The organism is Bacillus timonensis (assembly GCF_004799755.1).
Taxonomy (GTDB): domain Bacteria; phylum Bacillota; class Bacilli; order Bacillales; family Bacillaceae_L; genus Ferdinandcohnia; species Ferdinandcohnia timonensis_A.
Genome location: NZ_SLUB01000077.1, coordinates 1 through 14,095 on the forward strand (window position 1 = coordinate 1; position 14,095 = coordinate 14,095).

General features: G+C 37.2%; 13 protein-coding genes and 1 rRNA gene. 10 read left to right on the plus strand and 4 right to left on the minus strand.

The window, feature by feature from the left end:
* Positions 1 to 283, plus strand: a 283-nt coding sequence (locus E1I69_RS25120; RefSeq protein WP_242634676.1) for a transposase, incomplete at its 5' end; no start/stop codon positions are given.
* Here E1I69_RS25120 and jag read toward each other — a convergent pair.
* From jag to rpmH, 4 genes are all read right to left on the minus strand, one after another.
* On the minus strand, positions 269 to 889 hold the full coding sequence (jag, locus tag E1I69_RS22235) for an RNA-binding cell elongation regulator Jag/EloR (RefSeq protein ID WP_136381720.1): 621 nt from the start codon (positions 887 to 889) through the stop codon (positions 269 to 271). The genes E1I69_RS25120 and jag overlap by 15 nt on opposite strands.
* Positions 886 to 1,662 carry a YidC family membrane integrase SpoIIIJ gene (gene spoIIIJ / locus E1I69_RS22240; RefSeq protein WP_136381721.1) on the minus strand — a complete coding sequence of 259 codons (777 nt, stop codon included), beginning with the start codon at positions 1,660 to 1,662 and terminating at the stop codon, positions 886 to 888. Before spoIIIJ ends, jag begins: the two co-directional genes overlap by 4 nt.
* Positions 1,663 to 1,801: 139 nt before the next feature.
* A complete protein-coding gene (gene rnpA / locus E1I69_RS22245; protein WP_136381722.1) occupies positions 1,802 to 2,149 on the minus strand; it encodes a ribonuclease P protein component in 348 nt (115 codons plus the stop codon).
* A gap of 61 nt (positions 2,150 to 2,210) precedes the next feature.
* Complete coding sequence (rpmH, locus tag E1I69_RS22250) at positions 2,211 to 2,345, minus strand: 50S ribosomal protein L34 (RefSeq protein ID WP_057997955.1); 135 nt, start codon at positions 2,343 to 2,345, stop codon at positions 2,211 to 2,213.
* Positions 2,346 to 3,168: 823 nt separating this feature from the next.
* On the opposite strand from rpmH, the gene dnaA reads away from it, so the two are divergent.
* The 9 genes from dnaA to E1I69_RS22295 all read left to right on the plus strand — a co-directional run.
* Complete coding sequence (gene dnaA / locus E1I69_RS22255) at positions 3,169 to 4,515, plus strand: chromosomal replication initiator protein DnaA (RefSeq protein ID WP_136381723.1); 1,347 nt, start codon at positions 3,169 to 3,171, stop codon at positions 4,513 to 4,515.
* A 251-nt stretch (positions 4,516 to 4,766) separates the two neighbouring features.
* Entirely contained in the window at positions 4,767 to 5,903 is a 1,137-nt protein-coding gene (gene dnaN, locus E1I69_RS22260; protein WP_136381724.1) for a DNA polymerase III subunit beta, read from the plus strand.
* Positions 5,904 to 6,058: 155 nt separating this feature from the next.
* On the plus strand, positions 6,059 to 6,277 hold the full coding sequence (gene yaaA / locus E1I69_RS22265) for a S4 domain-containing protein YaaA (RefSeq protein WP_136381725.1): 219 nt from the start codon (positions 6,059 to 6,061) through the stop codon (positions 6,275 to 6,277).
* A 44-nt stretch (positions 6,278 to 6,321) separates the two neighbouring features.
* Positions 6,322 to 7,440: a DNA replication/repair protein RecF gene (gene recF / locus E1I69_RS22270; RefSeq protein WP_136381726.1), complete on the plus strand. Its 1,119-nt coding sequence runs from the start codon at positions 6,322 to 6,324 to the stop codon at positions 7,438 to 7,440.
* A 23-nt stretch (positions 7,441 to 7,463) separates the two neighbouring features.
* Positions 7,464 to 7,715: an extracellular matrix regulator RemB gene (gene remB, locus E1I69_RS22275; protein WP_278186190.1), complete on the plus strand. Its 252-nt coding sequence runs from the start codon at positions 7,464 to 7,466 to the stop codon at positions 7,713 to 7,715.
* A 66-nt stretch (positions 7,716 to 7,781) separates the two neighbouring features.
* Positions 7,782 to 9,704: a DNA topoisomerase (ATP-hydrolyzing) subunit B gene (gene gyrB, locus E1I69_RS22280; protein ID WP_136381728.1), complete on the plus strand. Its 1,923-nt coding sequence runs from the start codon at positions 7,782 to 7,784 to the stop codon at positions 9,702 to 9,704.
* A gap of 232 nt (positions 9,705 to 9,936) precedes the next feature.
* Complete coding sequence (gyrA, locus tag E1I69_RS22285) at positions 9,937 to 12,441, plus strand: DNA gyrase subunit A (RefSeq protein WP_136381729.1); 2,505 nt, start codon at positions 9,937 to 9,939, stop codon at positions 12,439 to 12,441.
* A 92-nt stretch (positions 12,442 to 12,533) separates the two neighbouring features.
* Positions 12,534 to 13,601, plus strand: a complete 1,068-nt coding sequence (locus E1I69_RS22290) for an HD-GYP domain-containing protein (protein ID WP_136381730.1) — start codon at positions 12,534 to 12,536, stop codon at positions 13,599 to 13,601.
* 323 nt (positions 13,602 to 13,924) lie between these two features.
* Positions 13,925 to 14,095, plus strand: a 16S ribosomal RNA gene (locus tag E1I69_RS22295); the annotation flags it as partial.

A 14,095-nucleotide genomic window follows, 5' to 3' on the forward strand; every position in this document is an offset into this window, starting at 1 on the left:
CTACGCTCAACGTAAAGTTGAGGTAGAAAGTGTGTTCGGTCACATCAAGGGCAATAGGTCGTTCCGCAGATTTTCCTTGCGGGGGCTCGACAAAGTACATGTCGAGTTTGGGATTGTGGCATTAGCCCACAATATGCTGAAAGTAGCAGGCATCCGCCAGTTACTTTCAGAGAAAAATCGAAAAACTCAAAAAGGGCAAGGGAGAAAAACGAATTGTTTTTCCCCCTTGCCTTATTTTTTAGGACTTATCGGACAGTCCCTTCTCAATTTATTTTACTGGTGAAATCACAATATAACGGTTTGGATCTGAACCACTTGAAGATGTTTTAACCTTCGCATGATCTGCAAGAGCAGTATGAATAACTTTTCGTTCGTACGAAGGCATTGGCTCTAATTTAACATCTTGCTTTGTTCGAGTTACTTTATCAGCAAGTCTTTCTGCTAATTGAACCAAGGTTTCTTCTCGACGAACTCGATAGTTTTCAGCATCCACCGTAATGTTTAAATAATGGTCCGAAAATCGATTCGCAACCAGTTGTGTTAAATACTGTAAAGAATTTAAGGTTTGGCCTCTTTTTCCTATTAAAACAGCCATTTTTTCGCCGGATAATTGGAATGTTACATTCTTTCCATTTCGAACAACATCCAATTTCGCTTGAGCACCCATTGAAGTAACAACGTTTTCTAAAAATTTTTGTGCCTCTTCGACCGGGTCAATCTTCACAGTTACTTTTACAACAGCCGGCTTTGTTCCAAAAATCCCGAATATCCCTTTTTTACCCTCATCGATGATCTGTATTTCGGTGCGGTCTCTTGTTGTACTTAGTTGAGCTAAAGCTGACTCTACTGCTTCATCGACGGTTTGCCCTGTAGCAGTTACCTGTTTCACTTTTTGGCTCCTCCCGCATCTCCAGATTTAGCCGCTCTAATATCTGGACCTTTAATTAAAATCGTTTGAACAATCATAAAGATGTTACCCACTACCCAGTATAAAGATAATGCTGCTGGGAAGCTGATTGCAAAGACAACAATCATGATTGGCATTAACCATAGCATCATCGCCATTTGTGGATTGTTATCCATGCCCATCATGGTAATCTTTTGCTGGATAAATGTTGTCACACCAGCAACTAAAGGAAGAATATAATATGGATCTGACTCACCTAAATCAAACCATAAGAAGTTGTGCTCAGCAATTTCTCTCGTTCTCATAATCGCATGGTAGAAACCAATTAAGATTGGCATCTGAATCAATAGCGGGAAACACCCTGCTAGTGGATTTACACCATGCTTTTGGAATAGCTGCATTGTCTCTTGTTGCAACTTTTGTTGTGTTGCTTGATCTTTTGAGCTGTATTTTTCACGAAGTGCTTTTAGCTCAGGTTGAATTGCTTGCATTGCTTTTGAACTCTTTGTTTGTTTGATCATTAATGGCAATAAAGCAAAACGAATTAATAGGGTAACAATGATAATTGCTAAACCGTAATTTGACTCACCAAATAGTTCAGCAAAATAAGTAATCAGCCAAGATAATGGATAAACAAAGTATTTGTTCCAAAACCCTGTGCTTTCCGCGGTAATCGGATCATTGATTTGAGAACAACCAGATAAAAGAAGAATCAATCCTATTAGCGCACTTATTAATAATATTCGCCTTTTCAACAACTTTTCCTCCTAGTTCTAAATATCCTAAAGGTAAATATATATTATGAAACATATTCATTCGAAGAAAAATCAATATGTACCCTTGTATTCTACCATCTTTATAGTAAAATTTCTTTCTTTCCTTATAAAAAATCCACTATTTTGGGACTTTTTTTAACACTTTTGCCACCTTAAGTACATGAAGTAGACTTTTCTTTACTTCTTCATAACTCATCTCCGCAACAGGCTTCCTGGCTATGATCACATAATCCTTAATTTGAACCTGTTCCTTGTGCTCAAGAAAGAATTGACGAATTAATCGTTTAATACGATTTCTAGTAACAGCGTTTCCAATCTTTTTACTGACGGATAAGCCTATGCGGAAATGCTCTAACTCTTCTCTATGATAGACGTAGACAATAAATTGCCGGTTGGCTGATGACTTTCCTGCTTTAAACACCGTTTGAAAATCTTGATTCTTTTTTATACGGTATTCTTTTTTCATTATTTACAACTCCCGTACGGCATGTCCTTTTAGAAAAAAAGACCACTGAGCTTTCAGTGGCCTATGCTGATAATACTTTTCTTCCTTTTTGACGACGACGAGCAAGAACTTTACGTCCGTTTTTAGAGCTCATACGACTACGGAATCCGTGAACTTTACTGTGTTTACGTTTGCTTGGTTGATATGTTCTTTTCATATATGACACCTCCCTGAGGAATTAACTCTCAAAATCAAATACGACTTGGCGTATTTGCGCCCAGATTTTTTCGAGTGTGCTCGAAAAATTTCCTCTAAAAATCTGTGGCATCCGCCGGAGGCTTTAACTTTATTCAGCCAGGGTTTGATCCCCTACTGTATTATTTACTCTCTATGCATTCATCCTTCACTTAAAAAAGGAAGGACTCTGCTGAATAAAGTTAAACATCAGACAGTCTTACTAATTATAGTGAAAACCAATAAAAGATGTCAACCTTATTTGAAGTACTATATTTTGGATATTAATGACCCACTTTGAAAAAAGTATATAGAGATCGATAACTGTTCCCTCAAATTTATTCAAATCTTTATTCCTTCTTCCACTTTTCTTGGTTGTGGACAACTTTTTTCGACAGTTTTTTTAATCCACAACAATTATCGACAAGTTTTACACATCATCTTGTGTTGTGGATAATTATCTTCCACAAGGTATAGATTATGTGGATAAGTTTTTAAAAACCATTGATTATCTAGTCATTATTTGATATTATAGTTTTGTTTTCACTCGTAATAAGTTATCAACATTTTTTATTTATCCACAGATTGTGGATATTGTGTGGATAGATTTTTCAACACTGTGCATAGGGACTTGTCCACAACCAGTGGATTATGTCGAAAAGAAGCTTTTCTACTATATTATATAGTTATTCACAAATAGCCAAATGTATATTTATAAAACTCTATTCATTCACAAATAAAAATTTGCATAAAGACTTATTTTTATACATTTATAAATCATATTTAGAAAAAAAGGAGGGAGATTGTTGGAGAATATTGCAGATTTATGGGCAAAAGCACTCCAGGAGATTGAAAAAAAGTTAAGTAAACCTAGCTTTGAAACATGGCTGAAATCAACAAAAGCCCATGCCCTACAAAAAGATACACTTATTATTACAGCTCCTAATGAGTTTGCTAGAGATTGGCTAGAATCTAGATATCTGCATCTAATCGCTGAAACAATTTATGATTTAACCGGTGCAGAACTCGGTATCAAATTTATTATTCCTCAAAATCAACTAGATGAAGAATTTGAACTGAAAACACCCGAGAAAAAAGCTACGAAACAAGATGAACCAGCTGAACACTCTCAAAACATGCTAAATCAAAAATATACTTTCGATACATTTGTAATTGGATCTGGTAATCGCTTTGCACATGCTGCATCCTTAGCCGTTGCAGAAGCACCAGCAAAAGCCTATAACCCACTGTTTCTATATGGTGGCGTTGGATTAGGTAAAACCCATTTAATGCATTCAATTGGCCATTATGTCCAAGAGCATAATCCAAATGCGAAAGTGGTCTATCTCTCATCAGAGAAATTCACAAATGAATTCATTAACTCCATTCGGGATAACAAAGCTGTTGAATTTCGAAATAAATACCGGAATGTCGACATCTTACTTATAGATGATATTCAATTTCTAGCCGGAAAAGAATCAACTCAAGAAGAATTTTTCCATACATTTAATACTTTGCATGAAGAAAGTAAGCAAATCGTCATTTCAAGTGACAGACCGCCGAAAGAGATTCCAACCTTAGAAGACAGGCTTCGCTCTCGCTTCGAATGGGGATTAATTACTGATATTACCCCGCCGGATCTTGAAACGAGGATTGCGATATTACGTAAAAAGGCAAAGGCAGAGGGACTCGACATTCCAAATGAAGTCATGCTTTATATTGCGAACCAAATCAACACGAATATTCGTGAGCTTGAAGGTGCGCTTATTCGCATCGTTGCCTATTCATCTTTAATTAATAAAGACATCAATGCGGATCTTGCAGCTGAAGCTTTAAAGGATATCATTCCAAGTTCAAGACCAAAAGTAATCACGATTTTTGAAATCCAAAAGGTCGTTGGACAGCATTATAATATAAAACTTGAAGATTTTAAGGCAAAAAAACGTACAAAGTCAATTGCATTTCCTCGTCAAATAGCGATGTATCTATCAAGGGAAATGACAGACTCCTCGCTGCCTAAAATTGGAGAGGAATTTGGTGGTCGTGACCATACAACGGTCATTCATGCCCATGAAAAAATCTCGAATCTATTAAAAACAGACACACAATTACAAAAACAAATCGATGAAATCATCACCCAGTTAAAGGGTTAAGGAAAAAATAAGTGTTATTTTTATTTTGGACAAGTACTTGTAACGTGAATACTGTGAATAACTTCTTTGTTGTTGCGCACAGTCTGTCCACATGTGGATAGACTGTTTTGATTTGCTTTATTCTAGTTATCCACATATTCACAGGACCTACTAGTACTTCTACGATCTTTTCTTTAAAAAATAAATAAATATATAGCCTACAAATGTATTCACATGAAATCAAAAATAGAACCAACTTAGGAGGATTTTTGATGAAATTTATCATTCAAAGAGACTATCTTGTTCGAAGTGTTCAAGATGTAATGAAAGCCGTATCTTCAAGAACAACGATTCCAATCTTAACGGGGATAAAACTTGTTACAACAAATGAAGGTGTAACTCTTACAGGTAGTGATTCTGATGTTTCCATCGAATCCTTTATTCCTACTGAAGAAGCTGGAGATGAAATTGTAGAAGTTAAAGAAACAGGAAGCATTGTTTTACAAGCTCGTTTCTTTAGTGAAATTGTTAAAAAGCTTCCTAAGGATACTGTTGAAATAGAAGTTCAATCAAACCTACTCACGATTATCCGTTCAGGTAAAGCTGAATTTAATTTAAATGGTCTTGATGCTGAGGAATATCCACATTTACCACAAATTGAAGGTAATCATGGATTTAGTATTCCGGCAGATCTACTTAAAAATATGATTCGTCAAACCGTATTTGCTGTATCAACGTCTGAAACTCGCCCTATTTTAACTGGTGTGAACTGGAAAGTTGAAGACAATACACTACAATGTATAGCAACAGATAGCCATCGACTTGCAATGAGAACGGCAAATATTGAAACAGAAAATGGCGGATCTTATAGTGCTGTCATTCCAGGTAAGAGCTTAAATGAGTTAAGTAAAATTTTAGATGATACAACAGATTTAGTAGATATCGTTATAACTGAAAACCAAGTCCTATTTAAAACTAAACATTTGTTATTCTTCTCTCGTTTATTAGATGGGAACTATCCAGATACATCTAGACTGATTCCTACTGAGAGTAAAACAGAGATTGTCTTGGCAACGAAAGAATTTTTACAATCGATTGATCGGGCTTCCCTACTAGCAAAAGAAGCAAATAACAATGTTGTAAAATTTACGACTATGCCTGAAGGTGTTGTCGAAATTTCGTCCACCTCCCCTGAAATTGGAAAAGTAAATGAGGAAATACAAAGTAAATCAATCGATGGTGAAGAATTAAAGATTTCTTTTAGTGCAAAATATATGATGGATGCATTAAAAGCATTAGAAAGCTCTGAAATTCGAATTAGTTTTACAGGTGCAATGAGACCGTTCTATATAAAAGCACTTGATGACGATACAGTCTTTCACTTAATTCTCCCAGTGCGCACTTATTAAAAATGATGAAAGACTAGAATGCCATATCTTGTGGCAACGTCTTTGTGGCCCACCTCGTGTGGGTCTAAAAAGGAACTACTAGGCCGTAAAAACCTAGTAGTTTTCTTTTCTAGTTGTGATTTCTTTAGTAAAATAAAAGAAGGAAGGCGAAAAAAATGGCAAAGGAAATACAAATTTCGACAGACTTTATTACATTAGGACAGTTTTTAAAGCATGCAGAAGTCATTCAAACCGGTGGAATGGCAAAGTGGTTTCTTAGTGAACATGAAGTCTACGTAAATAAAGAGCTAGAGAATCGCCGCGGAAAAAAGCTAGTAGAGAAGGATGTAGTCGACATCCCTGGCTTTGGAACATTTGTCATATCAAAAGCTTAGCCCGGGAGATTTTCCCTGGCGCTTAGCGCAAAGGGTGAATCCATTTGTTCATTGAAGAAATCGAGCTAACAAATTATCGAAACTACGAAAAATTGGCCATTCAATTCGAAGATAAAGTTAATGTCATTCTAGGCGAAAATGCCCAAGGCAAAACAAATGTAATGGAATCCATCTATGTATTAGCGATGGCAAAATCACATCGTACCTCAAATGATAAAGATTTGATTCGCTGGGATGAAGAATATGCTAAAATAGAAGGTAGGGTTCAAAAAAGGAACGGTCCCCTCTCCTTGCAGCTTGTCGTTTCTAAAAAGGGTAAAAAAGCAAAGAGCAATCATTTGGAGCAAAAAAAGCTAAGCCAATATGTTGGAAATATGAATGTGGTCATGTTTGCTCCTGAAGATTTAAATCTTGTCAAGGGAAGTCCACAGGTGAGAAGACGATTTATTGATATGGAAATTGGTCAAGTATCGGCTGTTTATTTACATGACCTAAGCCAGTATCAAAAAATTCTCCACCAGCGAAACCACTATTTAAAGCAGCTTCAGACCAAAAAACAACACGATCAAACAATGCTTGACGTATTAACCTCACAATTAATTCAAGCAGCGGCAAAAATTGTTAAAAAGCGATTTGAATTTCTTGTATTATTACAAAAATGGGCTGAACCTATTCATCATGGAATCAGTAGAGGACTCGAAATACTTCAAATTGAATATAAACCGTCCATTGAGGTATTAGAAACCGCTGATTTGTCGAAAATGGTAGATGTATATGACGAAAAATTTGCTAAAATAAGAGAGAGGGAAATTGAAAGAGGCGTTACATTAGCGGGGCCACATAGGGATGACCTTGCATTTTTTGTGAATGGAAAGGATGTTCAAACCTTTGGATCCCAAGGACAGCAACGTACAACCGCCCTATCATTAAAGTTAGCAGAAATAGAATTAATTCACTCAGAAATTGGGGAATATCCAATTCTATTATTAGACGATGTTCTTTCGGAGTTGGATGATTTTAGACAGTCCCATTTATTAAATACAATTCAAGGCAAAGTGCAAACCTTTGTCACAACAACAAGCGTAGAGGGAATCACTCATGATACACTAAAGCAGGCTGCAACTTATGCTGTGTCTGCAGGAGCTATAACAAAGCTAAAATGAGGTGATGAAGTTTGTTCATACATTTGGGAGACAATGTAATGGTTCGTTCATCAGATGTCATTACGATATTAGATCGACAGCTTTTAAAATCCTCCTCTATCGTTAATGAATTTTTAGATGTACAAAAAGACAGAGTGGTAGAATTGTCTAATGGAAATACAAAATCAGTTGTGGTAACGGTAGATAACGTGTATTTTTCACCTTTATCCTCTAGTACATTAAAACGACGTTCACAGCAAGTAGCTGATTTTGAAACAATTTTAGAAGAGATATAAGGATGAAGAGCGACTCGAAACTCGACCTTTTTTCGTTAAAATAAAGTGTAGGTGATATTGGTGGCTATGGAAGAAAAAGAATTGCAACAACAAGAGTATGATGAGAGTCAAATTCAGGTTTTAGAGGGGTTAGAAGCGGTAAGAAAACGCCCTGGTATGTATATTGGTTCAACGTCTGGAAAGGGATTGCACCATTTAGTATGGGAAATTGTCGATAATAGTATTGACGAAGCGTTAGCAGGTTATTGCGACGAAATTAATGTCATTATCGAAGAAGATAACAGTATTACCGTAAAAGATAATGGACGTGGAATACCAGTCGGAATTCAAGAAAAAATGGGCCGTCCAGCTGTCGAAGTCATCATGACAGTCCTTCATGCGGGAGGAAAATTTGACGGTGGCGGTTATAAGGTTTCTGGTGGATTACACGGGGTTGGTGCGTCTGTTGTTAACGCCCTATCCACTAAACTTGAGGTATATGTACACCGTGATGGGAAAATCCATTATATTGCATTTGAACGTGGTCATGTCGTTACCGAATTAAAGATAATCGGTGAAACCGATCATACAGGTACAACAACTCATTTTAAACCAGATGGTGAAATCTTTACGGAAACACTAGAGTATGACTTTGATACATTGGCAACCCGTCTTCGTGAACTTGCCTTTTTAACAAGAGGCGTTAAAATCACAATCGAAGATAAACGTGAAGAAAACAAACGTAGAGAATACCATTACGAAGGTGGAATCAAATCATACGTTGAACACCTTAATCGTACAAAAGAAGTAATTCATGAAGAGCCAGTGTTTGTTGAAGGTGAAAAAGAAGGAATCGCAGTAGAGATCGCCCTTCAATATAACGATAGCTATACAAGTAATATCTATTCCTTCGCAAACAACATCCACACCTATGAAGGTGGAACACATGAATCAGGATTTAAAACTGCGTTAACCCGAATTATCAATGATTATGCGCGCAAAAATAACATTTTCAAGGATAATGATACGAATTTAACTGGTGACGATGTTCGAGAAGGACTAACTGCGATTATTTCTGTTAAGCATCCGGATCCACAATTCGAAGGACAAACCAAAACAAAGCTTGGAAACAGTGAAGCAAGAACGATCACTGAATCCGTGTTTTCTGAGAAGTTTGAAGCCTTTTTATTAGAAAATCCTGCAGTTGCTCGAAAAATTGTCGATAAAGGAACGATGGCAGCTAGAGCTCGTATGGCTGCTAAAAAAGCACGTGAGTTAACAAGAAGAAAAAGTGCATTAGAGGTATCGAGCCTACCTGGGAAACTGGCGGATTGCTCATCGAAGGATCCTTCCATTAGTGAAATTTATATCGTTGAGGGTGATTCAGCGGGTGGTTCTGCAAAGCAGGGGCGTGACCGTCACTTCCAAGCAATCCTGCCACTTCGAGGAAAAATTCTTAACGTCGAAAAGGCAAGACTTGATCGCATCTTATCAAATAATGAAGTGCGTTCCATGATTACAGCCCTAGGAACAGGTATTGGAGAAGACTTTGATATTACAAAAGCGCGTTATCATAAGGTTGTTATTATGACGGATGCTGATGTAGATGGTGCACATATACGGACTTTATTATTGACATTCTTCTATCGCTTTATGCGTCAGATTATTGAACATGGGTTTGTCTATATTGCACAACCGCCATTATATAAAATACAACAAGGTAAACGTGTTGAATATGCGTATGATGACCGAGAACTCGAGAAATATTTAGCAGAAATGCCAAGTAGTCCAAAGCCAGGTATCCAGCGCTATAAGGGTCTTGGAGAAATGAATCCTGAGCAACTTTGGGAAACCACTATGGATCCAAACAACCGGACGATGCTACAGGTTACGCTTCAGGATGCAATTGAAGCGGATGAAACCTTTGAAATGCTGATGGGTGATAAGGTTGAGCCAAGACGTAATTTCATTGAAGAAAATGCGCAATACGTGAAAAACTTAGACGTTTAATGATTTTATGCAGGATAGTTCTAATGTTTAGCTTTAGGTGCCATCGGCTTTCTGAGATAAGCCAATCAATTTGGAAGGTAAAAGAATACCTTCTTCAGTCCATTCCTTATCTCGCCAAAAGCCGTGCACCTTGTGCTTTACGTAACTATCCTGTGTTTTGGTTACATATATGAATGGGTTAAAATAAGAATCCAATTTATTTTATACCCCTGATAAGGGAGGTTTTCTTTTTATGTCTGAAAATCAAAATTCGCATATTCATGAGATTAATATAAGCCAAGAGATGAAAACATCATTTTTGGACTATGCGATGAGTGTTATTGTGTCACGTGCCTTACCGGATGTCCGTGATGGCCTAAAGCCGGTACACCGCCGGATTTTATATGCCATGAACGACTTAGGTATGACCTCTGATAAAGCCTATAAAAAGTCTGCTCGTATCGTCGGTGAAGTAATTGGTAAATACCACCCACATGGTGACTCTGCCGTTTACGATACAATGGTTCGTATGGCACAGGACTTTAACTACCGCTATATGCTAGTTGATGGCCATGGTAACTTCGGTTCTGTCGATGGTGATGCAGCAGCAGCGATGCGTTATACAGAAGCACGTATGTCCAAAATTTCAATGGAACTTTTGCGTGATATTAACAAGGACACCATTGACTACCAGGACAACTACGATGGTTCAGAAAAAGAACCAGCCGTTCTCCCTGCCCGTTTTCCTAACCTTCTAGTAAACGGAGCAGCAGGTATTGCAGTAGGTATGGCAACGAATGTACCACCACACCAATTAGGTGAAGTTATTGATGGTGTCTTAGCAATTAGTAAAGATCCAGAGATCACAATTGCTGAGTTGATGGATATTATTCCTGGCCCAGATTTCCCTACTGCTGGTCATATCCTTGGAAGAAGCGGGATAAGAAAAGCCTATGAAACTGGAAAAGGCTCCATTACCCTACGCGCAAAAGTAGAAATAGAACAAATGAAAAATGGGAAGGAAGTTATTCTTGTTACAGAACTTCCATACCAAGTAAATAAAGCTAAATTAATTGAAAAAATTGCTGAACTGGTACGTGATAAGAAAATAGATGGTATAACAGACCTTCGTGATGAATCAGACCGTAATGGTATGAGAATCGTGATGGAGGTAAGAAGAGATGCCAATGCGAACGTTCTTTTAAATAATTTATATAAACATACTGCATTGCAAACATCGTTTGGTATCAATATGCTTGCCCTTGTGAATGGTCATCCAAGAGTCTTAAACTTAAAGCAATGCTTACAATATTACTTAGACCATCAAGTCGTTGTTATTAAACGTAGAACGGCATTTGAACTTCGAAAAGCTGAAGCAAGAGCACATATCTTAGAAGGTTTACGTATTGCGTTAGATCATATTGATGAAATTATTACGTTAATTCGTGGATCTCAAACTACAGATATTGCTCGCGAAGGCTTAATGACAAGATTTAATCTATCTGAAAAACAAGCACAAGCGATTTTAGACATGCGCTTGCAGCGTTTAACAGGTTTAGAACGCGATAAGATTGAGGCGGAGTACCAAGAGCTTGTCGCATTAATTGCAGAATTAAAAGCAATTCTAGCAGACGAAGAAAAAGTACTCGAAATTATTCGTGAAGAGCTTCTAGAAATTAAAGAACGTTTTAACGATACAAGACGCACTGAAATTCTAGCAGGCGGATATGAAATGATTGAAGATGAAGACTTAATCCCAAGAGAGAATATCATTATAACTCTCACAAACAAGGGGTATATTAAACGTCTTCCAGTATCCACATACCGCAGCCAAAAACGAGGCGGTCGAGGAATCCAAGGAATGGGTACAAATGAAGATGATTTTGTTGAACAACTTTTATCAACATCGACCCATGACACAATCCTATTCTTCACAAATAAAGGAAAAGTCTATCGCCTAAAAGGATATGAAATTCCTGAATTTAGTAGAACAGCAAAAGGAATTCCGATCATCAACCTTCTCGAAATTGAAAAAGAAGAATGGATCAATGCAATTATTCCAGTATCGGAGCTTGTCGATGATTGGTTCTTATTCTTTACTACTAGAAAAGGAATTTCAAAACGTACTCCACTTTCATCCTTTGCCAATATTCGTAAAGGTGGTTTAATCGCGGTTGGACTTCATGAAGGCGACGAACTTATATCTGTACGTCTTACAGATGGCTCAAAGGATATTATCATTGGAACGAAAGATGGTATGCTAATTCGCTTCCCAGAGTCGGATGTAAGATCCATGGGTCGTACTGCTGCAGGGGTTAAAGGGATTAACTTATCCGAAGGTGACGAAGTAGTAGGAATGGAAATACTGGAAGACAATCTAGATGTCCTTATTGTCACTGAACATGGCTATGGTAAACGAACACCAGCAAGTGAATATCGGATCCAAAGCCGTGGTGGTAAAGGACTTAAAACAGTCAATATCACCGAAAAGAACGGAAAAGTTATTGCCGTTAAGGCGGTAACAGAGGAAAGTGATCTTATGCTAATTACTGCAGATGGTGTTCTAATCAGAATGTCCATTAGCGATATTTCTCAAATTGGCCGTACAACTCAAGGGGTTAAGCTCATCCGTTTAGATGAAAATGGTCATGTAGCAACAGTTGCGGTTGTTGAAAAGGAAGAGGAAGAAGAGCAAGAGGTTGAAACAGAAGAAACAGTCACGGAAGAACAAACAGAAACCAAAGAAGATAGTGAATAAATTACCTAAAAGAGAAATGCTGCAGTGCAGTATTTCTCTTTTTTTGGTAAAATGATTCTAGTATTCGAATGAGAGACGAGGGCGGAGTAAATATGCGTGTGAGGATAAGCCAACTACAAGAAGGATGTATTCTATCAAATGACATTTTTTCCTTAACAAATAAACCAATCATTCCTAAAAAAACTGTTTTAACAAACGAACATATTCATGTGCTTGAGGCATTTTTAGTAAAAGATGTTCAGGTCGAAGCATTTTTAATAAATGGAGAGACTTTTAATCCTACTGACCAAGTGGAAGAAACCGAAGTGTTAGAAAAAGATAGTTCAATTGTGGAGGATTATCTTAAATCAGTAAAGGAATACAAGCAAATATTTCAAAATTGGCAGGCTGGTTCACTTGTTGAAATTTCAAAAGTTCGCCAAATTATTCTCCCATTATTTAATAGAATACTGGAACAACCAAAAGAAATTTTCTCCTTACACAGATATACAAATCGAGAAGACTATATATACCATCACTCCGTCATGCTAGGCTTACTCTCAGGATATTTAGGGAAAAAGCTTAAATATAGTGACGCTGATTGCAATCATTTAGCGATAGCGGGAATACTGAGTGACTGCGGAATGTCAAAAATAGATCCCAAAATTCTTTTGAAGCACTCATCATTAACATTAGCTGAATACAATGAGGTAAAAAAACACCCTCTATACAGCTATCGAATGATTGAAAAGATACCTCTGATAAAAGATAGCGTAAAATTAGCAGTTTTCCAACACCACGAACGATTAGATGGAACCGGCTATGTACTAGGGGTTACCGGGGAAAGACTACATCCATTCAGCAAAATAGTAGCAGTAGCAGATGTGTACTCGGCGATAACCCTTGAAAGACCCTACAGCAACCGCCAATCCCCGTTCAAAGCCCTTGAGGAGATCAGAAGGGAATCATTTGGAAAGTTTGACATGAAAGTGGTAGAGGCGTTAACAAATGGAGTTGGAAACATTTCTATTGGTACAAAAATAAAACTATCAAATGGTCAATCAGGAGAAATTGTATTCATAGATAAATCTCATCCAACAAGGCCATTACTAAAGGTTAGCGAAAATGAATTTTTGGATTTAAAAAACTACCGAGAAATCTTTATAGAAGAGATCATTTAATTACCTCCAATGTGGAGGTTTAATTTTGAGAAAAATGGAGTTAAATAATATTTATTACATAAATACTTGATAATAAGTTCATTTCCGTCTATACTTTTAAAGTTGTTTCCGCACAAATTATTATTTTAAAAAAGTAATTGACTTTATTAATGATAATATGATATATTAATAAAGTCGCTTGAGAGCGGCAATAAAGTTCTTTGAAAACTAAACATAATACAAGCGTCAACGTTAATTCTAAGTAACAAATTATTGAGCAAGATCTTTGCTTCTTGAAATGCTTCTTCGGATTTTGCGAAAGGTATTTTAAGCAATCAATACTCTTATTGGAGAGTTTGATCCTGGCTCAGGATGAACGCTGGCGGCGTGCCTAATACATGCAAGTCGAGCGAACCTGAGGGAGCTTGCTCCCAAAGGTTAGCGGCGGACGGGTGAGTAACACGTGGGCAACCTGCCTGTAAGACTGGGATAACTTCGGGAAACCGGAGCTAATA